This window comes from Streptomyces fradiae ATCC 10745 = DSM 40063 (assembly GCF_008704425.1).
Taxonomy (GTDB): Bacteria; Actinomycetota; Actinomycetes; order Streptomycetales; family Streptomycetaceae; genus Streptomyces; species Streptomyces fradiae.
Genome location: NZ_CP023696.1, coordinates 3,897,768 through 3,921,709, shown reverse-complemented (window position 1 = coordinate 3,921,709; position 23,942 = coordinate 3,897,768). Strand labels below are relative to the sequence as shown.

The window sequence follows — 23,942 nt, the reverse complement described above, 5'->3', positions numbered from 1 at the left end:
CGCTGACTTCGCCGTCACCGTTTGCCGTCCAGACGCCACAGGCGCCTCGCCGAAGAACTCCGAATGCGCGTCAAGCGGCCTTGTCGTGCGGGGTGAGGCTGATGGTCAGGTCGGCGCCGAGAGCTTGAGCCAGGCGGCGCAGGAGGGGAAGCGTGGGCACCGTCCCGCCGCCTTCGAAGCGGGAGATCTGCGGCTGTTTCATCCCGCACCGCTCGGCCAGCTCGGCCTGGGACAGCCCGAGCTCGATGTGTCGGTCGTGGACGAGTCGCCCGAGCTCACGGGCGAGCGCGGAAGGCGGGTCCTGCATGGTTCCTCCCCGCCTCAGGCCGCTGGGGCGACGATGGTGACGGTGGGCTCGTCTCCGCCGGCGAGGTGCACGTCCACCGTGAGGTCCAGTGCGCGGGCCAGGCGCATGATGACCGCGATGGGCGGCAGCTCGGTGGACGTCTCGATGCTTTCGATGTCATCGACGTCGACGTTCATGCGCTCGGCGAGGTCGGCCTGGCTCAGGCCCAGCTGCTTACGCCGGTCGTAGACGGCCTTGCCCAACGTCATGGCGAGGCCGGCCTCCTCGTAGACCCGGTCGTACTCGGGGTCAGCGCCCAGGTGTCCGCCCAGCAGCCGGCGGTGGCGACGGGTCCTCCATCCGCTGTGGTTCACCGGTTCTCCTTGAGGTTGCGGCTGTAGCGGTCGTGCTCGGCGGCGGCTTCATGCTCTGCCTCGCACCATCGCTGTGCGACGTGGGCTCGGTACACTTCGGCCTGCTCACGCATCTTGGTCTTGCGAGACACGGTGAGCAGCACGACACGTCGGCCGGGCGCCAGCCAGTAGGTGATCCGCTGGTGGGTATCGCCCAGGCGGAAGCTCAGCTCGCGCAGCTTGCCGCCCAAGTGGCGGGCGTGTGGTTCGTCCAGCGTGGTGGGCTGCTCGGCGAGCAGGTCGGCGACGCGTTCGGCCTGCTTGTAGTGATGGGCGGGAATGTTGTCCAGCCGCAGTCGAACCTCCGGCTCGATCTCGATCGAGCACCGCCCGCTGTCCATAACGCCGATGACATATCGGCCGGGCTCGTGCGTCGCCCAGCGGCGCGGGACCGGCGCGGGAGGGCTCCGCCGCGAGGGTGGGCCGCCGGGGCGTCGCTCCTCGCCGGAGGTGGTGCCGACCACCACCTCGGTGAGTCTGCGCGACGCATGTGAAGGGTCGACCCCCTGGTCGGCCCTTGCCTGCGATCCGGCCGTAGGAGGGTCGCAGGCGATAGCTCGCCGTGCCGGGAGCCCGGCTCCGGTCATCCCGCCGACCTGCCCGTGCCCACCAAAACCCGGGCCTCCGAGCCCCGCATCGCCCCTGCCCACCCGCTGCCTCCAGTCACTGAAGCTCCACCACGCTCACCCGCACCTTCCTCACGCTCCTCCGCAAGGCCGGCCTCCGCCGCATCCGCTTCCACGACCTCAGGCACTCAACCGCCATCCTGCTCCTGGAGCAGGGAGTCGAACTCGTCGTGATCAAGGAACTCCTCGGCCACGCCCGCATCGGCGTCACCGCCACGGTGTACGCCCACGTCCGACTCCGCCTCCAACGCAACGCCATCGACAGCCTCAGCACCACACTCGGAACCCTGGGAATCACCGAGACGGGACGCTCCGGCGGCGACGAACCGCCGCCCTGCACTGCGCTCGTCCGTTGACGTTGCCGTCAACTACTGCCGTCACCCCACGCTGAAGGCCCACCAGGCATCGCCTGATGGGCCTTCAGATCTGCACTTCTAATGTCCAGAAGTCGAGCACTGCTACCTGGTCGTCACCTCTACGCCGAATTCCCGCAGAACGTCCATAGCGGATGCCGCCAGCGAGGCACCCATCCTTTCCTGCGCACTGGAAAAGTGTTCCCACACCAGCTTGAACGGAGCGCTGGCACTCCGGGACGACGCAAGGCAATCAGCAAGCCCGTCAAGAGTGGATCCAAAGTATCCACCGGGGCCATTAACGGATTCACCAAGTGCGCAATAGAAGCTGCTTTCACTGAGGATCTGCCTGCCATCGATTACGCAGATCTCTCCGACTCCGTACCTCTTAGCTGCATGCCCTGTTTCGAACCAGGAGTTCTGAACAACATGGAGCCAGCTATCATGCGATTCGACGGGATGTCGCACCCACTCCCCCTTTACGAGCGGACTTCCCGAAGCCCATCGACGCCAGATCGCTTCCGCTGCGGCGTACGGGCAGGTATGGCCATAGAAGGTCGCGACAAAGCCGCCCTGCCCGGTGCTGCCCTCACCCTCGAACATAGAGCGCAGGCCCACCCGTCCGATGTAATACGACCCGATCGCCTTGCCGAACGAGTTGACCACGCGCAGCTCCACATCGGACAGGTCTTTCCCGAGGCGGACCGGTTCTCGCGCCGACCCGAGAATCAAGATGTCATCGACCTGTGCGCGATCGGACTCCACAAAGAATCCGCTGATTTCATGCGCCGCAATGATGACCTTTCCGGACTCTTCTTCGACCAGGCGATAGAGCGGAATAACCGAACCACTTTCACTCATCTCGTACCTTCCCGCCGCCAATCAGGCAAATCCTAGCGGAGAGTCCGGGGAAGCCTGATGGCGGCCTCCCCGGACTCTCCATTGCATTCACTTCCGCCTACTACCACCCAGAGTCAGGGAAGTGGGGCGCACTGAAGGGCTTGATCGTCTTGTAGTGGTCGTTCGTCCACCCCATCACCATCCGGCCATCAGGCAAGGTCTTCGCTAGAATCCGAGCACTGTCGCCCTTAGATCCAGGAACTCGATACTCCAGCGCACCCGCCCAGCGCTTCTCGTGCGTCGCCTTGCCTTGGAATACCTTCTGTGCGCCGGTGGCAGGATCCGTCTGAGGAACGCCCCTCCCAGCCCTGATGTCGTCATAGGCATTCACGAAGTGCCTCGACATCCCCTGCGGGAGCCGATCCGACAACTTCCCGGTAGGGCAGTTGCTGTTGTGAACGAGGACCGGCGTCGCCCCCGCCAGCACATAGTACGTGTGGACGTCTGCGACCGTCAGGTTGTAGGTGTCCTGCTCCTTGTTGTAGACCCGGACCGACTTGATCTCGACCTGATCGCCGTGGCTGGTTCGCAGGGTGGTTCCCGGGGTGAGGTCCCCTGCGTCCACCCAGGCTCGGTCAGACTCGGACCAGAAGGGATGGTGGTCGGTTGTGGTCAGGAACTCGACGCCGTCAGGAGTGGCGACTGATATGTCGACGTAGGTCTTGTCCGTCGACGTGTAGATGGTCGCCATTACCGTCTCGACCGTCGTTACGCCTGTCTCGGGGTCCGTAGCGAGGACCTTGTCGCCCATCTCCACTTCTTCGATGGGCTTCTCGGTTCCGTCTGCAAGCTCTACCTGGGTCCCCGCGGGGAAGCTGTGCTTCTTGGCGAGGTTGGTAAGACAGGCGATCGGTACGGAGTCGCCCTTCTTGAACGCCGCCTTGAGGACCTTGAAGGCCATCCTCCCGAGCTTCGCCGTCCCGCCTGTCGCTGCGCTGACGGCGGCGTCGGCGGTGGCCCGCTTGCAGGCTTCCCCTGAGCCACCCGCGCAGTCGATCACGTCCCGGGCACCGATGACGTCGAGCAGGTCGACCTCGACTCGTGTCTCTCCCATCCAGCCCATCTGTGCGGCGGTGTGGCAGAAGCTCATGTTGTGCTCACCGGCACCGACCGTGCACTGGCTGCGGGTCCACAACTTCAGGTCATAGCCGTAGGTGTGCTCGGAACTCGCCCACGAGAACTCGTCGATGAGCTGCTGATGGGTGGGAACGTAGACGCCATCGACCGCCACCGAGTCCCCGTTCGGGGCCACCTCTACCGTCCGGCCGCTCGGAAGCTCGAACGTCGGCGTAGCGGGACCAGGGTCCTTGGGGCCCGTGCCCACCACTCTCGTGCCGTTGTCCCTGCAGGACAGCTCACCCATGCCGCACTCGGCGACCTTGAGGCCGGTGGGGTCCGCGTACGTTATCGGGTTGCCGTTCGCGTAGGTGTACCCGTTCATCTGAAGCGGGTCCGAGAAGTCGATGATCGGGTCGGCGGAGATGAAGCGGCCCGTCGATGCGTCGTATTCGCGGGCGCCGATGTGGGTCAGGCCCGTGGCGGGGTCGTCGATGCCGACGCCCAGGTAGGTGCGGCGGTCGGGCCAGGTGGTCGGCTCGGTGCCGCGGGGGTTGCCGTACGGGTCGAAGCGGCGGCGGGTGACCGGCTGGGTGTCGGTCAGCTCGACCGAGGTCGTCGCCGTGCTGTGGTGGTCCGACAGCATGACGGTCAGCTTGTGGCCCGTGGTCTTGCCGCCGGTCGTGCGGACCGTCGTCGGGGCGCCGGGGCTGCTGTAGTAGCGGCGCGCGTCCAGGGCCTGGCCGGCCGTGTCGACGACGATCTCGGCCTCGCCGAGGAAGAGGGTGCGCGTGGTGCCGTCGTCCTCGACCAGGCGGTTGCCCGACGCGTCGTACAGGTACTTCACGTCCGGTGTGCCGTCGTTGTTGGTGTCGACGGACGTCAGCTTGTTGCGGCGGTCCCAGGTCAGGGTCTGTGTGTCACCCCCGATGACCCGCTGGGTGGTGTTGCCGGACGCGTCGTAGGCGTAGGTCGACTGGGACCGGACCGTCGAGCCGGGCTCGTTGACGACCGCGTCGACCTGGGTGAGGGTGTGCGGCTGGACCCGCTGGGTGCCGTCTCCCAGCGCCTTGCCGGTCGTGTACGTGTACGTGTCGTCCAGGGCCGCGTTGGTGCGGTCGTGGACGGTCATGCTTGTCCTGTTGCCGATCTCGTCGAACGCGTACGAGTGCCAGTAGCCGCCGCCGTCGACACCGGCCGAGACGTCGGCGCGGGCCGGGCCGGCGCCCGGTGCCGTGGACGTCCGGGGGCAGACGGCGCTGTTGTCGTCCGTCCAGGCGTGGACGAGGCGCCCCATCGGGTCGTACGAGAAGCACTGCTCCTCGGTGCCCGTGGGCCGCTGCTCGTTGATGGACGTGATGTTGCCGACGGTGTCGTAGCGGTAGGTGGTGGCCGAGACGGGGTGCGGTGCGGTCTCGCGGTCCGCCGTCGTCTTGACGAGGCGACCGGTGTGCTCGTCGTAGACGTTGGTCGTCCACACCCGGCGCGGGGCCTCGCCCGACGCCGTGCGCAGCACCTCGCCGTACACACCGAGGAAGGTGTCGGCCGTGTACCAGGCCAGGCCCGACACCGTGGTGGGCGAGTCCTCGCCGTCGTAGCGGGTGATCACCTTCTCCGCGGCGAGCCCGCCGGGCGTCGCGGGCAGGTCGACGGACTGGACCTTCCCGGACCGGGTGTAGGTACTGGCGTACGTGTACGTGCCGGCGAGGCCCGTGGTCATCGGGGTGCTGGGGATGGTGATCCTGCTGCCGGTCGGGCGGTACCCGGTGTCGTAGCCGGTGACCTCGCTGGTGAACGCGGCGCCGTCGTTGTAGCGGGTCGCCGCCACGGGCTGGCCCTTGGCGCCCGGCAGGGTGTCGAAGGTCCACTTCGCCACCAGCGGGCCGGTCGCGGAGTCCTCCCGGAGCTCCGTCTGCCTTCCCAGGACGTCGTACGTGGTGTACTGCAGGCGGCCCTGGTTGTCCTTCGACCAGACCTGCTGGTCCAGCGCGTTGTAGCCGAAGTACGCGACACCCGTGTCGGGGTCGGTGGACGAGGTCATACGGCCGCGGGCGTCGTACGTGTACGTCCAGGCGTTCTGCTTGGCGTCCTTCACCTCGGCGAGGTGGCCGCGGGCGTCGTAGGCGTAGGCGGTGTCGATGCTCTCCGCGGACACGTTCTGGGTCGTGAAGTGCCGGATGCGGGACGGACGACCGAGGGCGTCTGTCTCCGCCTTCGTGGCACGACTGCCGAGGAGCTGGGTTGTGCCGTCGGCCGACATCCCTGTGCGGGTCAGCTCCCAGTCGCCGCCGTAGGCCGCTGTGGCCGCGTGCTGCGGGATGCCTTCGTGGAGGGTGGTCGTCCTGACAGGTCGGCCGAGCCCGTCGTAGGCGGTCTTCGTCGAGCTCGGCACCTGCGTGAGGGACAGCGGTATGAACAGCTCAGACCGGGGTTCGCCCTCCGCAAGGTAGCCGCCGCGCACCTCCTTCGCGGTGCCGTTGGCGTTGTAGAGGGTCTCGGTGACGATCCGGCCGCCGCCCAGCGCCTCGCGCTGGGTCTGGCGGGGGCGGAGGAAGCCGTCGTAGAGGGTGATGGAGTCCTCGTACGTGCCCGCGTCGCGCAGGACGCGGGTGTGTACCGCCGGAGGCTTGTTGTCCTCGATCTGGTACGAGAACCGCGCCGACGCGTCCTGGTTCACCGGCCGCGACGGCGACCAGACGCCGGTGATGCGGCCGAGTTCGTCATAGGTGTTGGTCGTCTTGCGTCCGTTGACGTCCGTGACGACGAGTGCGGAACCGCGCCCGGGATCGGACGAGGTGGTCGTGGCATGACCAGCCGCGTTGGTCACGGTGACCTCGAACGCGGGGCCGGTCGCCGGGCTGTACGTGGTCGTGGTGGAGTTGCCCGCCGCGTCGGTGACCTTGGTCGCGCGGCCCAGCGCGTCGTACTCCGTGCGCCCCGAGGTGATCCAGCTCGTGCCGCCGCCGGAGATCGTGTCCACCTGGACCGGCAGGCCCTTGACCGGGGCCGTGCCGAAGGCGCCGAGCGCGTCGTACGCGGTGCGGCTGTCGGAGACGATCTGGCCGGTGGTGGCGTTCGGCGCGGCGGCGCAGTCGCCCGTCGTGGCGCGGACGCGGTCGGGGAGGCCGATGATGTGCGCGGCGGTGTTGTGGACGTACGTCGTGACGGTGCACCGCTCGTCACCGGCGACAAGGGTGCCGGAGTCGTTCGGCGAGAGTGTCAGCGAGTAGGTCTGGGTGGGCAGGCCGTACGCGTCGTCGTATGTGGTGTGGTTCTGAGCGGCGCGCGTCCGGTCGCCGCTGATGTGCTGGATGGAGTCCGTGCGCGTCGTGCCCGTGCGGTACGCCTCCAGGGCGGGGAGGCCGGGGCGGGCGCGGGAGGCGGTCTTCCTGCTGTAGGGGAAGGCCAGCTCGCGGGCGGCGACGTCGCCGCCCGCCTTGGTGTACGTGAGGGTCTCGGCGGCCATGCCCTGGTACGGGAGCAGGTCCTCGACGGTGGTCGCGGTGCCGGTCACGTCCGTGAGCGTGACGTGCACCTTGGCGCGGCCCGCGTCGCCGGACATGCCGCGGAAGTACCGGGTGCGGGTCTGGGACTGCTCGGTGGCGTCGGCGGCGCCGGTGTTGGCCGTGGTGCCCGTGCGGGTGACGACGCTCGCGTAGCCGCGCCACTGGTCGTAGGTGCGCAGGGCGGGCTTGCCGTACTCGTCGGTGTTCTTCGCCCAGGCGGCGTCGCCCTCGTAGGTGTAGACGGTCTCGACGCTGGGCTGCTCCGCCACGAGGTCCATCTCGGTGACCTTGGTGACGACGTACTTGTTGAACCACTCGAGGGGCGGCTCGTAGCCGCTCTTGTCCAGGTTCTCGTCGGAGAAGGCCGCCGGGTCGGGGGACCAGTGGACCGGGAAGCAGCGGGTGCCGTTGGACGCCGGGGTGGGGCGGGTGCCGCCGACGGGGCAGGGGGCGGAGTACGTCACATGGGTCTCGCCGCCGGTCTCCGTGCGGATGACCTCGACGCGCAGGCGGTCGAAATCGGGCGTCTGGTCCGTCGTGCTCTTCAGCACGCGGTTCGGCATGTCGACCTTGTTGGGCAGGAAGGTCACCGCCGGGAGGGCCTTGCTCGACTGGTTGCCGGAGGCGTCCGGCCGGCCGAAGCCCACGCGGGTGATCGACTCCAGCCAGAGCGGCGGGTGGGTGTCGGTGCGCTGCTTCGGGAACGACTGGTGCAGGGTCCAGCGGTCGACCGTGGACAGCGCCGTCGAGCCGGGCGTGCGCTGACCCTGCGTCTCGATCGCCGACAGGCGGACGCGGCTCCAGAACGTCGGCGAGGTGACGTAGCAGTTCTCGTCACCGGCCTTGCAGTGCAGGGTGGCCGGTGTGTCCCACCAGGGCTGCTTGTCCGCGTAGTTCTTGGACTCGAACTTGGCTTCGGAGCAGGTGGCCGCGCTTTCGAGGCAGCGCGGGGCGGCGTGGAAGACGACCTTGCCGGCGGGCGGGCCCGCCAGGTCGTCGGCGCGCAGGCCGTAGAGGATCTGCGTCGGATACGCGTCGCGGTCGTAGGAGACAGCCGCCTTGAACTTCTCGTTCTTCGCGTACCGGTTCTGCTCCTTCTTCCAGTCGACGACCATCGCGTTGCCGTGGACGTCCTCGACGTAGTCGAGGTTCCAGCGCCACGCCTGGGTGCAGGAGGAGGCGGCGTAGGTGGCGGCGTGGCAGGGCTCGCCGGTGTGGTTGCCGAAGACGGGGACGGTGAGGGCGGAGTTCGTGGGGGCGCCGCGGCCGGGGAGGGTGTTGCGGCCGAACCAGTAGCGGGTTCCGTCGCGGGTGGTGACGACCCAGTGCTCACCGTCGTAGCCGGCGGTCTGGGCGGCCAGGGCACCGCCGTCCTTGTCCTTGTACTCGATCCGGGCACCGGTGTCGTTCTGCGCGACCCACCTGCCGGTCGTGTCGTCGCGGACGAGTTCGGTGGTGGAGCCGCCGAGCGACATCACGACGTTGTCGCTCGCCCAGCACAGGTCGGACTTCTCCTTGTCCGCACCGTTGTCGTTGTTCGGGGTGCCGGAGCGATCGTCGTTGCAGGAGCGGTAGCGGCGCTCGACGAAGCCGGGGTGGTAGTCCCAGCCGTCGCCGATCCACGACGCCTGGCCGTTGGCGACGGAGGTGCGGCCGTCGACGGACTGGGAGGAGTACGACAGGGAGATCTTCGGCGCGGGGCCGGCCGGGGTGTCCGGGATGGTGAGCGGATACGACCAGGAGAAGCCGCCGCCGCTGCCGCCGGCCGTCCAGGAGCCGGTGGCCGAGAGGGAGGTCGCCTTGTACGTGCCGCCGGCGCCGGACGCCGAGTCGGTCGCGGCGAGGACGGCGGGACCGCCGCCCGACTGCGCGGCCAGGCCCTGCGGCTGCCCGTCGGCCGGGTCGACGGTGGCCCGGACCGTCCCGGTGGCCGGGTCGTTGCTCGTCGGGATGGTGATGGGGGTGCCGCACTCCTCCAGTTCGGGCGTCGTGAGGAAGCACTCCGGGAGCTGCGTCAGCTTGAGCCGGGAGGACCACTCGGTGCCGAACAGGTCCTCGAACCGGCCGTAGTCGAGTTCCACGTCGACCGGTGTGGAGCCGCTCGCGGGCGGGGTGAGCTTGATGATGGCGCCGTCCACGGCGGCCGCCTCGGTGGTGGCGCGGGGCTCCACGGTGACGTCCCACGTGCCGCTGGGTGCCGGGGGTGCCGGGTCCTCCTCGGTGGGGGACGCCTGGCCGATGCGCACGGGCAGGGTCCCGGCCGGGACCAGTTCCTCGCCCGCGCTGTCCAGCGGCACCGGGGCGGTGCCGCCGGTGGGAGGCGTGACCTCGGTGGGGGTGTAGTCGGCCGGGGGCTCGACCGGCCCACCGTCCCAGTCGTCCAGCTCTTCCATGGCGGCCGGGTCCGGATCGACCTCCTCCTCCTGCTGGAGGGCGTCCAGGGTCGGACCGGTGCGCGGCGCCGGGGGCGCGATGGCCCATGCCTCGGCGGGCAGCAGGGTCGCCGAGAGGACGGCGGACAGCACGATGCCCAGGCGCCGGGCGCGCGCCGTGCGCCCGGCACGGCGTCGCGCCCCGCCGGGATACCGCGTGAAACGCGCCAGGACGTTTTCGGGCACGCCGAAGGCGCGTCCCGCATCGGACGAGGACATGAAACCCCCCACTTCCACCGCGGACCGCGAGAGACGGGGGGCCGCAGGGAAAACGACAAATAGCCCGGTGATTGTGCAGGGGGCGTGAATGTGAAATCCACTGCCGCGGGCGAGCTGTGACATCAATCACCGACTGAATGAACTGCTATGCCTACAAAGGGAACTGATGGGGTGTACGAGGGCGGCCGCGGTGAAGCGGGCGTGATGAGGATCAAGCTTCGATATCGCCGCCGAGGTGATGAAAACACCTCTCACCTGGGGTGTTTTCCCTCGCTATGGGGGTTTCCTTCGGGCCTGGCCCCGGAACCGGCGCCGCCGCATGTGCCGGGCGCCGCAGAAGAGACGCAATCTCCGTACGAGCGGTTCCCGGCGGAACACGGGTGACGAAAACGTGAAGATGGTCCATGCTCTGCTGGCGCACATCTGCGCGCAGCAGGTATTTCCGAGGGCAGCTCAGCATCCAGGCGCCCGCGGGGGGAAAGGGAGTCATGGACGCCTCGAAGGCCGCCGAGAACACCGCCAGTTCACCGCCGGGAAAGCGGGACGAAACCGCCACCGCACCGGTTAGCCCTTTGTCCGGAGGGGAATTGAGGCGCACGCGTCGGCGCGGCCGGTACGCGGCGCTCGCCGCGCTGCTGGCCCTCGCGGTGGCCGTGCCGGTCGGTCTGCGCCTCGACCGCGGGCCGGCGGAGGACCCCGCGCCCCGCACGGAGGCGAAGCGGTCGCCCGAGCAGCCGGTCTCCGCACCGGAGGCGCTGCGGAAGGCCCGGCGCAGCGGTGCGGACGTCGAGGTCACGGGGCGGCGGACGGCCAACTCGACGACCTGGGCGCAGCCTGACGGCATGCTGCGCACCCGTACGTTCAGCGACGCGATCCGGGCCAGGGTCGGCGGGGAGTGGAAGCCCGTCGACACGACGCTGCGGCGGGTGGCCGGCGGGTACGCGCCCGTGGCGGTCAACGACCCGCTCCTGTTCAGCGCGGGCACCGCCGCTGCGGGCGGAGGCGAAGCCGACCGCGCGTCCCGCTCCCGCCTGCGGGCGGCCCTGACGGCCGAGGACGGCCCGGCCGCCGAGACCCCGGCCGCCGACGGCCGCCGGACCGATGACGGCGGTACGGGAGCCGGCGGCACAGCGGGCACCGGTACCGGTACAGGTACCGGTACCGGTGACGGTACCGTCTGGAACGACCTGGTCCGCTTCACGACCGGCGGCCACGAGATGGTCGTACGCTGGCCGGGCCCCCTGCCCGCCCCCGTGGTCGACGGCCCCCGCGCCCTGTACGAGGACGTCCGGCCCGGCATCGACCTGCTGCTCACCGCCCGCGACAGCGGCTACTCGCACGTGCTCGTCGTGAAGGATCGCCAGGCGGCGAAGGACCCGCTCCTGGACCGGCTCCGCTACCGCCTGTCCTCCCCCAGCCTGACCTTCGCCATGGACCCGGTGTCGAAGACCGTCACCGCCCGCGACGCGGCCGGCCAGGAGCTGGCGGCGGCCCCCACCCCGTACATGTGGGACTCCGCAGGTCCGGTCAGGACCACCCTCGGGGAGCCGGCACCCACCCTCGCTCCGGAGGCGCGGGACACCTCGCTGGCCCTCCCCGGCCTCGCCGGTCCGCAGCCCGGCACCCGCGACGCGGTGCTCGGCGCCTCCCTCGGCGACGGCGGCGCTCTCGACGTCACCGTCGACGACCGGATGCTGGAGGACCCGGCCACGGTGTACCCGGTCTTCGTCGACCCCTCGTTCAAGGGCCGCCAGGAGAACTGGACGCTGCTGTACAAGAAGTATCCGAACTCCAGCTTCTTCAACGGGCAGAACTTCAACGACGGCTCGAACGAGGCGCGCGTCGGCTACGAGGCCGACTCCGGCGGCCTCTCCCGCTCCGTCTTCACCTTCGACTTCGGGCCCGGCATCGGCAACGTCTCGAAGGCGTCCTTCCGCGCCCTTCAGTCGTACTCCTGGGGCTGCGCGTCGCGGCAGTACAACCTCTACCTGACGAGCTCGATCTCCCCCTCCACCACGTGGAACACCCAGCCGAGCTGGATACGGCTGCTGGACGACCAGACCAACGGGCACGGGTACAACACCACCGACTGCCCGGACAAGTGGGTCGCCATGGACATCACCTCCGCCGCCCAGGAGGCGTCCCGCAAGAGCTGGAGCGCCCTCACCCTCGGCCTGCGCGCCGCGAACGAGGGCGACACCCACGCCTGGAAGAAGTTCACGACGAACAACGAGAACGCGCCGTACATCGAGGTCCTCCACAACGACCCGCCGAACGAGCCGCCCGCCACCTCGATGCGGACCTCGCCCGGCACCGCCTGCGACACCGTGTCGCCCTTCCCGGTGGTCGGCCGCTCCGACATCACCTTCGTCGTCAGCGCGACCGATCCCAACGGCGACCTGGCCACCGTCGACCTGCACGTGTGGCAGACCGGCGGCGCCACCGTCTACAACGCGGCCCTCGAGCCGACCAGCAGGGGCACGGTCAACGCCACGATTCCCTGGACGTCGTTCGCGAACGGCAAGTCGTACTCGTGGCAGGCCCGCGCCGTCGACTCCAGCGGCCTCAAGTCGGCCTGGGGCCCGGCGGGGACCACCGCTCCCTGCCAGATCACGATCGACCACGCGGCGCCCGCGGTCCCCGGGGTCGCCTCCGACGCCTTCCCCGCCGCTGAGGACGACGGCTCCGTCTGGTCCACGGTCCCGTTCGGCACGGCGGGCCTGTTCACCTTCTCGACGGGCGGCTCGACCGACGTCATGGAGTACCAGTACAGCTTCAACACCGCCTTCAACCTGAAGGCGACGCCCAATCCGCTGCGCGAGGGCCGGGCCATCGTCTCGCTCTCGCCGCCCCACGCCGGACCGAGCGTGCTGTACGTCCGGGCCGTGGACAACACGGGCAACATCTCCAAGGCGCGGGTGTACGAGTTCTACGTCCGCCCCGCTCCCGTCCTGGACAAGCCGATGGACGTGACCGGCGACAACGTCCCCGACGTCTACACCATCACCTCGGAGGGCAACCTGGCGCTGTACCCGAAGACCCTCGGCACCGACCGGCTGCACCGCGGCATGCCCGCCGCCTACACCACCGCGGACGGCCCGGCGAAGCTCGTGCCGAACGGCTACTGGGCCGGGGCGTCCATCTCCCACAACGGCGACTGGCTGCCGGGCGACGGCGTCCAGGACCTCGTGGCCCGCATGGCCGACGGGAAGCTGTACCTGTATCCGGGCGACGGGTACTCCGGCTTCGACGTCCACAAGCGCGTCGAGGTCCTGCTGCCCGCCGGGGCGCCGGCCACCTCCACGATCCGGCAGGTCCTCTCCACCGGCGACGTGACGGGCGACGGCCGGCCCGACATGCTCGCGATCGCCGGCAGTGACCTGTGGGCCTTCACCGGCTACACCGGCGGCAGCTTCGCCAAGGCGACCAAGCTGGCGGGCGAGGCGTGGGCCGAGCGCGACCTCGTCCAGCTCGTGAACCTCGGCGGGGACGGCGCGGCCGACCTGGTGTTCCGGGAGAACTCGGCCGGCCAGGTGAAGCTGCGGTACGGCAGGAGCGCCGCGGCCGGCGGGCTGGACTTCGCGTCGCTCGCCACCGTGGCCTCATCGGCCGGGCAGCTCGACACCTACGGCGCCTCGACCTGGTCGCGCACCAACTTCCCCGTCCTCGCCGGTACACCCGACGTGAACGGCGACGGCGTGCCGGACGTGTGGGCACTGCTCGCGAACGGCGACGTCCGGATCTACCCCGGCCGGACCGGGGGCGGGTCGCTGAGTGTGCCGGACGCCTTCTACGTCGTGATGGCGGCCGTGCACACCACCTGGGCGGGGCACACCGCCATCGGCTGAGCCCCGCCGCCCCCGGATGGAAAGCGGGCGGCCCCGCCCCGGATGTCGTCCGAGGCGGGGCCGTTCGCGGTGAGACCGAGCCGCGCGGGAAGGGCGGTCAGGCCGGGGGCGGGGTCAGGTCGCGGCCGGGGCGGGGTCAGGCCCGGCCGGGGTCAGGCCGCGGCCGGGGCCGGGGTCTTCTCGCGGGGCTCGACGTCGTCGATCGGGGAGGCCGACGCCGAGTGGTACATGTCCAGGTCCAGGATCTTCTCGCGGGCCGCGACGACGACCGGGACGAGCGCCTGCCCGGCGACGTTGGTGGCCGTGCGCATCATGTCGAGGACCGGGTCGATCGCCATGAGCAGGCCGACGCCCTCCAGGGGCAGGCCCAGGGTGGAGAGGGTCAGCGTCAGCATGACCGTGGCGCCGGTGAGGCCCGCGGTGGCGGCCGAGCCGATCACCGAGACCAGCGCGATCAGCAGGTACTCCTTGACGCCCAGCTCGACGCCGAAGATCTGCGCGATGAAGATCGCGGCGAGCGCCGGGTAGATCGCGGCGCAGCCGTCCATCTTGGTGGTGGCGCCGAAGGGGACGGCGAAGGAGGTGTACTCCTTCGGGACGCCGAGGCGCTCGGTGACCTTGACCGTGACCGGCATGGTGCCGACCGAGGAGCGGGAGACGAACGCCAGCTGGATGGCGGGCCAGGCGCCCTTGAAGAAGTGGATCGGGTTCACCTTGGCGACGGTCGCCAGGAGCAGCGGGTACACGCCGAAGACGACCAGGGCGCAGCCGATGTAGACGTCGGCGGTGAAGGTCGCGTACTTGCCGATCAGGTGCCAGCCGTACTCGGCGATGGCGTAGCCGATGAGGCCGACCGTGCCGACGGGGGCGAGGCGGATGACCCACCACAGGGCCTTCTGGAGCAGCTCCAGGACCGACTCGGCGAGGGTGAGGATCGGCTGGGCCTTCTCGCCGAGCTTGAGGGCGGCGATGCCGGCGACGGCGGCCATGAACACGATCTGGAGGACGTTCAGCTCGGTGAACGGCGTGATGACGTCCGTCGGGATGATGCCGGTGAGGAAGTCGAGCCAGGAGCCCGCGCTCTCCGGCTTCTTGCCGTCCTTGGGCGTCAGGCCGGTGCCCGCGCCGGGGTTGGTGAGCAGGCCGAGGACGAGGCCGATGACGACCGCGATCAGCGACGTGATCATGAACCAGAGCAGGGTGCGGGTGGCCAGCCGGGCGGCGTTGTTGACCTTCCGCAGGTTGGTGATGGACACCAGGATCGCGAAGAAGACCAGCGGGGCCACGGCCAGCTTCAGGAGCTGGACGAAGATGTGGCCGACCTGGTCGAGGGTGGTGTACAGCCACTGGACGTCGTAACTGCGGGTGATCCAGCCGAGGATCACGCCGAGGACGAGACCGGCGACGATCTGGGCCCAGAAGGGCACCTTGGGGATGCGGCGCGGGGGCGCGGACGCGGGCGCGGACACGGACACACTCCAGGAGGGCGTGAAGGGGTACGGAACGGGGCTTGCGGGGTGGGACGGCCACGATCGCGGCCGGCGGGACGTGCGGCGCCCGCGCACGGGGGCGTCGCGGCCTCGGGGCCGGCGGGTCGGGCGGGCGGGGCCGAGGGCCCGCCGGGGCTCAGACCACGCGGCGACAACAGGCCGCGGACGCGCAGAGGCACAGATCGACGTGCAGGCGCGCCACGAGCGGGACGCTCGCGGTCGTGTGGCGGTGGCGCACTGCGGTCTTCATGCGAGAAACGTTAACACCTGAACTTTGAGTACCCCAAAGCCATTCTTTGACAGGCGGGTGGGGGCTCGCGGCCTGGGAATGCCAACACCCCGGCCGGGAGCAGGCATTCCGGTCCGGGGTGGGGGTGGGTGGGGGGCCGTGGGGCGCGGGTGGTGTGACGAACCTTATAGGGGGCGTGGCGGGGGGCCTGGCGGGGTGCCTGGGGGCCGCGGAGCCCCTGGGCCTCGGGGCCTCTGGGCCTCGGGGCCTCTGGGCCTCGGGACCTCTGGGCCTCGGGACCTCTGGGCCTCGGGGGCTTCCCTCCCGGGTGGCGGCGGCCGGCCGTCGGGCTCCGGCCCGCCGGGGCGGGTCACGCGGCGCCCCGCGCCGGGGCGGGACCCGGTCCGCGTCGCCGCGCCGGGCGGCTGCTACACGCCGTCCTCGCGGGTGCGGTTGGCCTCCAGACGGGCCTTGGCGTTGCCGACCGTCTCGACGATCTGCTGCGACATCGCGTCGCGCTGGCGGCGCAGCAGCACGAAGCTGAGCGGCGCCGACACGACGATGGAGAGCAGCAGCACCCACAGGGCGTTGGAGTCGCCGAGACCGCGCGGGATGAGGCCGAAGTACACCAGCGCGTACAGGACGACGAAGCAGCCGGCGAAGACGCCGAAGCGCATGAGCGTGTACTTGAGGGTGGCTCTCGACCTGGTGGTGGCGGTCACGATGGGCCTTCTTCCTTCTCCGTACTCCGTACCGCGGTATCCGCCCGTCAAGTGAAGCACGGGCGGAATCGATCAGTTCAGGGGGAGGAGCATGACGATGTCGTCGCGGTACTCGCCGTCGCCCAGCCGGATGGCGTCCGGGACGCGGCCGACCTCCTTGTAGCCGCACGACGCGTAGAACCGCTCCAGGCCGAGGCCGCCGCGGCAGGTGAGCCGGATCGCCTCGATCCGGTCGCGGCCGTACGCGGGGGCGTCCCCGTCGGTGGAGGCCGGGCCGGTGCGGTTCAGGTCCCGTACGGCGTCCTCGCAGGCGGCGAGCAGGGCGCGGCCGTACCCCTTGCCGTGGTGGCGGGGGTGGACCATGACCGTGTACAGCCACACCCAGTGGCTCATGAGGCGGTGGGCGTTGAAGGTGATGAACGCGGTGGCGGCGACGGAGCCGTCCGCCTCGAACCCGGCGACCAGCCGCATGCGGCCCTCGCTCATCGCGGCGAGGTGCTCCACCCACTGGGGGCGGACGTCCTCCGGGGTGACGGGCGGGACGAAGCCGACGGCGCCGCCCGCGTTGGTGACGTCCGTCCACAGGGCGAGGACGCCGTCGCGCAGCTGCCGGTCGACGGGCGGGTCCAGTACGAAGTCGAGCGCCATGCTCCGACGATAGGGGGTCCGGCCGGGCCCGCGTGCGCCGCCCCGCGGCCCGGCCGGGCCGGCCGCGGGGCCAGAGGCGCGCGGTCCGGCGGCCGGAAGCACGCGGGTCGCGGGGTGAGGGCGCGGTCCGGAGGTCAGAGGCGCATGGGCTGGGGGGACTCGCGGCGGTCGGCGTCCGGACCCGGGTACTCGCGGATGACCTCGTACCGCGTGTTCCGCTCCACCGGCCGGAAGCCGGCGTCCCGGATCAGCTCCAGCAGGTCGTCGCGCGTCAGCTTGTTCGGCGTGCCGTAGTTGTCGGCGTCGTGCGTGATCTTGTACTCGACCACCGAGCCGTCCATGTCGTCCGCGCCGTGCTGGAGGGCGAGCTGCGCGGTCTGGAGGCCGTGCATGACCCAGAAGACCTTCACGTGCGGCACGTTGTCGAAGAGGAGGCGCGAGACGGCGAAGGTCTTCAGGGCCTCGGCTCCGGTGGCCATGGTGGTGCGGGCCTGGAGGCGGTTGCGGATCTTGCCGTCCTTCATGTCCACGAAGTCGTGCTGGTACCGCAGCGGGATGAAGACCTGGAAGCCGCCCGTCTCGTCCTGCAGTTCGCGCAGGCGCAGCACGTGGTCGACGCGGTGGCGGGGCTCCTCGATGTGGCCGTACAGCATGGTGCTCGGCGTCTTGAGGCCCTTGGAGTGCGCCAGCCGGTGGATGCGCGACCAGTCCTCCCAGTGGGTGTCGTGGTCGACGATGTGCCGGCGGACCTCCCAGTCGAAGATCTCCGCGCCGCCGCCGGTCAGCGACTCGAGACCGGCCTCGATCAGCTCGTCGAGGATCTCGGAGGCGGGCATGCCGGAGATCTTCTCGAAGTGGTGGATCTCGGTGGCGGTGAACGCCTTCAGGGAGACGTTCGGCAGGGCCTTCTTCAGCTCGCTGAGGGAGCGCGGGTAGTACCGCCACGGCAGGTTGGGGTGGAGGCCGTTGACGATGTGGAGCTCCGTGAGGTTCTCCGACTCCATGGCCTTGGCGAGGCGGACGGCCTCCTCGATGCGCATGGTGTACGCGTCCTTCTCGCCCGGCTTGCGCTGGAACGAGCAGTAGGCGCACGAGGCCGTGCACACGTTGGTCATGTTCAGGTGCCGGTTGACGTTGAAGTGCACGACGTCGCCGTTCTTGCGGGTGCGCACCTCGTGGGCGAGGCCGCCCAGCCAGGCGAGGTCGTCCGACTCGTACAGGGCGATGCCGTCCTCGCGGGTCAGCCGCTCCCCGGACCGGACCTTCTCCTCCAGCTCGCGCTTGAGCCCCGCGTCCATACGGCTCCGCCTCCCACTGCCTCGACCAACGTCACCAACATCACCTGCGGCCCTGCGGGCCCCGTCCACCGTACTCCCCCGCCTCCGGGGCGTACGGACGCACCCACCGCCACCGGGACCGGCGCCGTCCCGCGGGGCCGCCGGGCCCCGCGCCGGGGCCGTCCGCCCCGCGCCGGGGCCGGGGCTCGGTGCCGGGAGTCCGGGGCCCCGGCCCCGACGGGGCGGCGCCGGGCTCAGACCTCCTCGGGCAGCTCGCCCACGCGGTTCTCCCACTTGGTGGAGAGCACGATCGTGGTGCGGGTGCGGGAGACGCCCTTGGTGCCGGAGAGCCGCCGGATGATCTTCTCCAGGCCGTCCACGTCACTGGCGCGGACCTTGAGCATGTACGAGTCGTCGCCCGCGATGAACCAGCAGTCCTCGATCTCCTGGAGGTCCTTCAGCCGCCGCGCCACGTCCTCGTGGTCGGCCGCGTCGGACAGGGAGATGCCCACCAGCGCCGTGACGCCCAGACCCAGCGAGGCGGCGTCGACGGTCGCGCGGTAGCCGGTGATGACGCCGGCCGCCTCCAGGCGGTTGATGCGGTCGGTGACGGAGGGCCCGGAGAGGCCCACGAGGCGGCCCAGCTCGGCGTACGAGGCCCTGCCGTTCTCGCGCAGAGCCTGGATGAGCTGCCTATCCACGGCGTCCATATACCCGAAGCCTTCCATTAATCAGCGATTCAGCATGTACAGGTGTAGAATCTAAGGCATACAGGGGCGGTTCCCCTGTGATTCAGTCAATCGATCAACGACGATCCTTCAGGAGATGACACCCACCGTGTACACGATCGAGATGGCCTACGCCCACATGCGTTCCATGCAGGAGCAGGCCCATCGCTCGCGTGTCGCCAAGGCGGCCACCGCAGGGCGCCGGCAGGACGCCGGCGAGCGCCGCACCACCACCTCGCATACGAAGAAGCGCTGACCCGAGGGCCCCGGCGGCCCTCCGCCCCGGCCCACCCGCGCATCCGGCCGTACACCGGACCGCCCGGCGCTCGGCCGAGTGCCCGTCCGCGCGTCCGGCCGCGCCCCCGCCCGTACACCTGTCCGCGCGCCCGTCCGCGCCCCCGTGCCCGTACCCGCGCACCGAGTCGCGCGGGGCGCACGGAGCGCCCGGGGCGCGCGGGGGTGAGGGACGGCGCGCGGGGGCGCGACGGGGCGGCGCCGGCCGGTCAGTCCTTCCGGGAGCCACCGAGCTCCCCCTTCCAGCGGCGGTACAGCCGGTGCGGCACTCCCGCCGCGTCCAGCACCCGCCCGGCGACGAAGTCCACCAGATCCTGGATGTGCGTCGCCCCCGCGTAGAACGCCGGAGAGGCGGGCAGCACCACGGCGCCCGCCTCGTCCAGCGCCACGAGATGCCGGAGCGTCTGCCCGTTCAGCGGGGTCTCCCGCACGGCCACGACCAGCGGACGGCGCTCCTTCAGCACCACACTCGCCGCCCGCTGCAACAGGTCCTTCGACAGGCCCAGCGCCACCCCGGCCACACAGGCCGTCGACGCGGGCACGATCAGCATCCCCTTCGCCGGGTACGAGCCCGACGACGGCCCGGCGGCCAGGTCGCCCGCCGCCCAGTGGCGCAGGTCCGCCCCCGCCACGTCCACGTCGAACGCGCCCGGATCGCCGTCCGCGCCGCGCGCCAGCCACGCCGCCAGGTCCTCGCGCCAGTGCGCGTCCCGGTACGCGATCCCCGTCTCGTCCAGCAGCGTCAGCCGCGACGCGCGGGACACCACCAGGTCGACGCTCTCACCCGCCGCGATCAGTCCGCGCAGGACGGCCGCCGCGTACGGCGTGCCCGACGCCCCTGACACCCCGACGACCCACGGACGACGACGCTGCTCCTCTACCGGCTCCACGCCGACGAGCCTATCCGCCCGTCTCCGCCCGCAGACGCCCGCGCCCCCACCGGCGGCCGGGTCAGGGCCGGTGGGGGCGCGGAGGTGCGGGGAGCGGGGGCGCGGAGGTGCGGAGGTGTGGAGAGCGGGGGTACACGGAGCGGGGGTACGGGAAGCGTCCCGGGCGCCGGTCTCAGACTCCGGGGGCGCCCGGGTCGACGGGCAGGCCGCTCGTGTCGATGCTGAGGCTGCCGATCGCGGTGTCCACGACGACCTTCCCGCCGTACGGGAAGAGGTCCCGGCCCCGGTAGCCCTCCGGGCCGGGGTTCCAGCGGGTGGCCAGGTGGCCCTTGCACGGGTCGAGGATCAGGTAGTTGGCGATGCCGCGGGCCGCGTACTGCCGGTCCTTCACCTCGTAGTCGTTGCGCACGCTGCTCGGCGAGACGACCTCGACGGCCAGCTCGATCAGGTCGGGCGAGTAGGCGCTGAGGTTGCGCGCCTCCTCCTCGGCGGGGATGACCGCGAGATCCGGACAGAACTCGAAGTCGGAGCTGAATGGAAACGCCACGTCGCTCACGCACTGCCAGCGCGGCGCCACCTGCGGCTCCAGAAGGTTCCACAGAAGCCGTACCGTCTTCGCGTGGAAGGCCCGAACGGGACTCATCATGATGTTGCCCTCGACGATCTCGGTCCGATAGCCGGGGAACATGTCCTCGAACCGGCTGAGCCGCGAGTGCAGGTGCTCGGTCTGCGAGGTGGTCACGTCAGCCTCCCTGTCCTGCCCCCGATGGTAGGCCAGACGGTAGTCAGACAGTCAGGCCGCGCACCGCGAGATCGACCAGGGCACACCCGAACAGGGCAATGCCGATGAAGCCGTTGACGGTGAAGAACGCCCGGTTCAGCCGCGACAGGTCGCCCGGCCGCACGAGGGAGTGCTCGTACAGGAACGCCGCCGCGACCACCGCGAGGCCCACCCAGAACCACGCCCCCGCGCCGGTCAGCAGCGCGTACCAGACGAAGAGGCCCATCGTCACCGCGTGCGCGCCACGCGCGCCGTACAGGGCGGCCGGGATGCCGAAGCGGGCCGGCACGGACATCACGCCGTGCGCCCGGTCGGCGTCCACGTCCTGGCAGGCGAAGATCAGGTCGAAGCCGCCGATCCACACGCCGACGGCGAGGCCCAGCACCACGGCGTCCCACGACCAGGCCCCGGTCACCGCGAGCCACGCGCCGACCGGGCCCATGGCCTGGGCCAGGCCGAGGATCGCGTGCGGGAAGTTCGTGAACCGCTTGCCGTACGGGTAGACGACCATCGGGACGACCGCGACGGGCGCGAGCAGCAGGCAGAGCGGGTTCAGCAGCGCCGCGGCGCCCAGGAAGACGGCGAGGGCGGCCAGCGCGCCGGCCCACGCGGAGCGCACGGACATCGCGCCGGTGACCAGCTCGCGGCCCGCGGTGCGCGGGTTCCGGGCGTCGATCTCCCGGTCGATGATCCGGTTGCAGGCCATGGCGAAGGTGCGGAGCCCGACCATCGCGACCGTGACGAGCAGCAGCGTCCACCAGTCGACGCTCCCGCCGTCCCGGTACATGGCGGTGAGCGAGGCGATGTACGCGAAGGGCAGCGCGAAGACCGAGTGCTCGATCATGACCATCCGGAGGAAGGTCTTCACCCTGCCGGGGGCGGCGGCCCCTCCGGACGCGGGGGCGCCGGGCTCGGGGGCGGCGGCCCCTCCGGACGCGGGGGCGCCGGACGCCGAGGGGGCGGAGGAGGCGGCGGGGCCGGTGGCGCCGTCGGTGGCCGTCATGAGGCGAGGCTCCCCAGGAACGCGTCGAGGTCGGCCAGCAGCTCGGCGGTGGGCACGGGGCCCGTCTCGACCGTGCGCGGCCCGTACTCGTCCGGCTCACCGCCGGTGCCCTGGGCGCCGCCGGGGCCGTGGCCGGACGGGGCGCCGTCGGCCGGCGGGGCGTCCGGCGGGGTGAGGTGGGCGGTGAAGGCGTACGCGGCGTCCCCCGCGGGGCGGGCGTCCAGCCGGAGCACGGCGCCGCCGTCGACGGTGAACGGCGCGGGCGCGGCGCCCGGCGCGCCCGCGGCGGCCAGCTCGGCGCGCAGCAGCTCGGCGAAGCGGGCCGGTTCGGCGTCCCGCACCCCGGGCAGCTCGAACCCGCCGCCCTCGCCGCCGGTCTCCACCATGACGGCCCACACGTCCCCGGCGCCCGCGAACTCGGCCGGGTCGACCCCGGCGCGCTCGGCGGCGAGCCGGACGCCCGGGTCGTCCGGGTCCAGCTCGGGGCGGACGAGCGCCACGTACGCGGTGTCGGTGCCGATGAACAGCGCCGGGCCGCCCGCGGATCCGGGACCCTCGGCGGGTTCGGGACCCTCGGCGGGTTCGGGTGCCTCGGCGGGGGCGGGGCTCACAGTCCGTACTCCTTCCAGCGCCGGGTCACCCGGGCTGCGACGTCCGGGTCGGACTCGACCATCTCGGGCCAGCCGCCGTCGCGCACGTACCCCTCCTCGGGCCACTTGCGGGTGGCGTCGATGCCGGCCTTGCCGCCCCAGAACTTCTGGTACGAGGCGTGGTCCAGGTGGTCGACGGGGCCCTCCACGACGGTGAGGTCGCGGGAGTAGTCGACGTTCCCGAGGGCGCGCCAGGAGACCTCGTGCAGGTCGTGGACGTCGCAGTCGGAGTCGACGATCACCACCAGCTTGGTCAGCGACATCATGTGGGCGCCCCACACGGCGTGCATCACCTTCTGGGCGTGCTTGGGGTACTTCTTGTCGATCGAGATGATCGCGCAGTTGTGGAAGCCGCCCGACTCCGGCAGGTGGTAGTCGACGATGTCCGGCACGATGATCTTGAGGAGGGGCAGGAAGAAGCGCTCGGTCGCGCGGCCCAGCGGCCCGTCCTCCGTCGGCGGGCGGCCGACGACGATCGACTGGAGCAGGGGGCGGCGGCGCATCGTCACGCAGTCGATGGTGAGCGCCGGGAACTCCTCCTGCGGCGTGTAGAAGCCCGTGTGGTCGCCGAACGGGCCCTCGGGCAGCGTCTTGCCCGGCTCCAGCCAGCCCTCCAGGACGACCTCGGCGTGCGCGGGCACCTGGAGCGGCACGGTCTTGCAGTCGACCATCTCGATGCGCTTGCCCTGGAGGAACCCGGCGAACAGGTACTCGTCGATGTCCTCGGGCAGCGGGGCGGTGGAGGCGTACGTCACGGCGGGCGAGGTGCCGAAGGCGATGGCGACGGGCAGCCGCTCGCCGCGCCGGGCGGCGACCTGGTAGTGGTTGCGGCTGTCCTTGTGGATCTGCCAGTGCATGCCGATGGTGCGGCGGTCGTGGCGCTGGAGGCGGTAGAGGCCCAGGTTGCGCACGCCGGTCTCGGGGTGCTTGGTGTGGGTGAGGCCCAGGTTGAAGAAGGAGCCGCCGTCCTTGGGCCAGGTGAACAGCGCGGGGAGCTGGTCGAGGTCCACGTCGTCACCGCGCAGCACGACCTCCTGGACGGGGGCGTCCTTCACCTTGCGCGGCGGGATGTGGGTCATGGCGCCGAGCTTCCCGAACGCCTCGCGCACCCCGACGAACCCGCTGGGCAGCTCGGGCTTGAGCAGCCCGCCGATCTTGTCGCTGATCTCCTCGTACGAGGAGAGGCCGAGCGCCTTCAGGAGGCGGCGGTCGGTGCCGTACACGTTCATCGCCAGGGGCATCGAGGAGCCCTTGACGTTCTCGAAGAGCAGGGCGGGGCCGCCGGCCTTCTGGACCCGGTCGACGATCTCACCGACCTCCAGGTACGGGTCGACTTCGGCTTTGATGCGCTTGAGGTCGCCTTCTCGCTCCAGGGCCCGGAGCAGCGAGCGGAGGTCGTCGTAAGCCATGCCTCCCAGTATCCCGGAGCCCCCGCCACCGCCACCGGCCGCCCCGCCCGTCGCCTCGGCAGTCGCCCCGGCCGTCGCCCCGCCCGTCCCCCTGGGCGCGGCCTGCGGGACGGCCTGGCGGGGGACGGCCTGGCGGGGGCGGGTGGCCCGGCGGGGCGGCGGGGGCGGGGCGGAGAGGCGGG

Annotated in this window: 16 protein-coding genes and 2 pseudogenes; 3 read left to right on the top strand and 15 right to left on the bottom strand. The window is 71.0% G+C overall.

The window, feature by feature from the left end; all coding sequences use genetic code 11:
• Positions 1-70 precede the first annotated feature (70 nt).
• From CP974_RS17525 to CP974_RS17515, 3 genes and pseudogenes are all read right to left on the bottom strand, one after another.
• Positions 71-286, bottom strand: a pseudogene (locus CP974_RS17525) (helix-turn-helix domain-containing protein); the annotation flags it as partial.
• A 35-nt stretch (positions 287-321) separates the two neighbouring features.
• Positions 322-660, bottom strand: a complete 339-nt coding sequence (locus CP974_RS17520) for a helix-turn-helix domain-containing protein (RefSeq protein WP_031129926.1) — start codon at positions 658-660, stop codon at positions 322-324.
• Entirely contained in the window at positions 657-1,040 is a 384-nt protein-coding gene (locus CP974_RS17515) for a type II toxin-antitoxin system RelE/ParE family toxin (protein WP_031129928.1), read from the bottom strand. The genes CP974_RS17520 and CP974_RS17515 overlap by 4 nt, the downstream gene beginning before the upstream one ends.
• 261 nt (positions 1,041-1,301) lie before the next feature.
• On the opposite strand from CP974_RS17515, the pseudogene CP974_RS17510 reads away from it, so the two are divergent.
• Positions 1,302-1,681 (top strand): annotated as a pseudogene (locus CP974_RS17510) (tyrosine-type recombinase/integrase); the annotation flags it as partial.
• A gap of 102 nt (positions 1,682-1,783) precedes the next feature.
• On the opposite strand, the gene CP974_RS17505 reads toward CP974_RS17510, so the two are convergent.
• Positions 1,784-2,539, bottom strand: a complete 756-nt coding sequence (locus CP974_RS17505) for a barstar family protein (RefSeq protein WP_078915452.1) — start codon at positions 2,537-2,539, stop codon at positions 1,784-1,786.
• Positions 2,540-2,639: 100 nt separating this feature from the next.
• Positions 2,640-9,791 (bottom strand): polymorphic toxin-type HINT domain-containing protein, encoded by a 7,152-nt coding sequence (locus CP974_RS17500; protein ID WP_051839185.1) that lies wholly within the window; start codon positions 9,789-9,791, stop codon positions 2,640-2,642.
• 587 nt (positions 9,792-10,378) lie between these two features.
• Here CP974_RS17500 and CP974_RS17495 point away from each other — a divergent pair.
• Positions 10,379-13,639 (top strand): DNRLRE domain-containing protein, encoded by a 3,261-nt coding sequence (locus CP974_RS17495; protein ID WP_051839188.1) that lies wholly within the window; start codon positions 10,379-10,381, stop codon positions 13,637-13,639.
• Positions 13,640-13,791: 152 nt separating this feature from the next.
• Here the strand turns inward: CP974_RS17495 and CP974_RS17490 are convergent, their stop codons facing one another.
• The 5 genes from CP974_RS17490 to CP974_RS17470 all read right to left on the bottom strand — a co-directional run bounded on the left by CP974_RS17490 (position 13,792) and on the right by CP974_RS17470 (position 18,715).
• Positions 13,792-15,114, bottom strand: coding sequence for a dicarboxylate/amino acid:cation symporter (locus CP974_RS17490; RefSeq protein WP_373276716.1), 1,323 nt, complete (start codon positions 15,112-15,114; stop codon positions 13,792-13,794).
• 672 nt (positions 15,115-15,786) lie between these two features.
• A complete protein-coding gene (locus CP974_RS17485; protein ID WP_031135094.1) occupies positions 15,787-16,080 on the bottom strand; it encodes a DUF4229 domain-containing protein in 294 nt (97 codons plus the stop codon).
• 72 nt (positions 16,081-16,152) lie between these two features.
• Positions 16,153-16,728 (bottom strand): GNAT family N-acetyltransferase, encoded by a 576-nt coding sequence (locus tag CP974_RS17480; RefSeq protein WP_031135091.1) that lies wholly within the window; start codon positions 16,726-16,728, stop codon positions 16,153-16,155.
• Between the two features lie 134 nt (positions 16,729-16,862).
• Entirely contained in the window at positions 16,863-18,026 is a 1,164-nt protein-coding gene (gene mqnE, locus CP974_RS17475; protein ID WP_031135090.1) for an aminofutalosine synthase MqnE, read from the bottom strand.
• 233 nt (positions 18,027-18,259) lie between these two features.
• The gene (locus CP974_RS17470; protein WP_069977526.1) at positions 18,260-18,715 is read right to left on the bottom strand and encodes an Lrp/AsnC family transcriptional regulator; all 456 of its coding nucleotides are present in this window, start codon (positions 18,713-18,715) and stop codon (positions 18,260-18,262) included.
• 115 nt (positions 18,716-18,830) lie between these two features.
• On the opposite strand from CP974_RS17470, the gene CP974_RS29685 reads away from it, so the two are divergent.
• Positions 18,831-18,989, top strand: coding sequence for a hypothetical protein (locus CP974_RS29685; RefSeq protein ID WP_162887735.1), 159 nt, complete (start codon positions 18,831-18,833; stop codon positions 18,987-18,989).
• A gap of 247 nt (positions 18,990-19,236) precedes the next feature.
• Here the strand turns inward: CP974_RS29685 and CP974_RS17465 are convergent, their stop codons facing one another.
• The 5 genes from CP974_RS17465 to CP974_RS17445 all read right to left on the bottom strand — a co-directional run bounded on the left by CP974_RS17465 (position 19,237) and on the right by CP974_RS17445 (position 23,760).
• Positions 19,237-19,917, bottom strand: coding sequence for a UbiX family flavin prenyltransferase (locus tag CP974_RS17465; RefSeq protein ID WP_031135086.1), 681 nt, complete (start codon positions 19,915-19,917; stop codon positions 19,237-19,239).
• 172 nt (positions 19,918-20,089) lie between these two features.
• Positions 20,090-20,659: a Uma2 family endonuclease gene (locus CP974_RS17460; RefSeq protein WP_031135084.1), complete on the bottom strand. Its 570-nt coding sequence runs from the start codon at positions 20,657-20,659 to the stop codon at positions 20,090-20,092.
• 43 nt (positions 20,660-20,702) lie between these two features.
• A complete protein-coding gene (gene mqnP, locus CP974_RS17455) occupies positions 20,703-21,701 on the bottom strand; it encodes a menaquinone biosynthesis prenyltransferase MqnP (RefSeq protein ID WP_078915819.1) in 999 nt (332 codons plus the stop codon).
• Positions 21,698-22,312, bottom strand: coding sequence for a hypothetical protein (locus CP974_RS17450; protein WP_051839868.1), 615 nt, complete (start codon positions 22,310-22,312; stop codon positions 21,698-21,700). The genes mqnP and CP974_RS17450 overlap by 4 nt, the downstream gene beginning before the upstream one ends.
• Positions 22,309-23,760 (bottom strand): menaquinone biosynthesis decarboxylase, encoded by a 1,452-nt coding sequence (locus tag CP974_RS17445; RefSeq protein ID WP_031135078.1) that lies wholly within the window; start codon positions 23,758-23,760, stop codon positions 22,309-22,311. The genes CP974_RS17450 and CP974_RS17445 overlap by 4 nt, the downstream gene beginning before the upstream one ends.
• Between the last annotated feature and the right edge of the window lie 182 nt (positions 23,761-23,942).

Coding starts and splice junctions, on each gene's coding strand:
- CP974_RS17515 (WP_031129928.1), bottom strand. CDS start 1,040: ATGGACAGCGGGCGGTGCTCGATCGAGATCGAGCCGGAGGTTCGACTG.
- CP974_RS17505 (WP_078915452.1), bottom strand. CDS start 2,539: ATGAGTGAAAGTGGTTCGGTTATTCCGCTCTATCGCCTGGTCGAAGAA.
- CP974_RS17500 (WP_051839185.1), bottom strand. CDS start 9,791: ATGTCCTCGTCCGATGCGGGACGCGCCTTCGGCGTGCCCGAAAACGTC.
- CP974_RS17480 (WP_031135091.1), bottom strand. CDS start 16,728: ATGGCGCTCGACTTCGTACTGGACCCGCCCGTCGACCGGCAGCTGCGC.
- mqnE (WP_031135090.1), bottom strand. CDS start 18,026: ATGGACGCGGGGCTCAAGCGCGAGCTGGAGGAGAAGGTCCGGTCCGGG.
- CP974_RS17470 (WP_069977526.1), bottom strand. CDS start 18,715: ATGGACGCCGTGGATAGGCAGCTCATCCAGGCTCTGCGCGAGAACGGC.
- CP974_RS29685 (WP_162887735.1), top strand. CDS start 18,831: ATGACACCCACCGTGTACACGATCGAGATGGCCTACGCCCACATGCGT.
- mqnP (WP_078915819.1), bottom strand. CDS start 21,701: ATGACGGCCACCGACGGCGCCACCGGCCCCGCCGCCTCCTCCGCCCCC.
- CP974_RS17445 (WP_031135078.1), bottom strand. CDS start 23,760: ATGGCTTACGACGACCTCCGCTCGCTGCTCCGGGCCCTGGAGCGAGAA.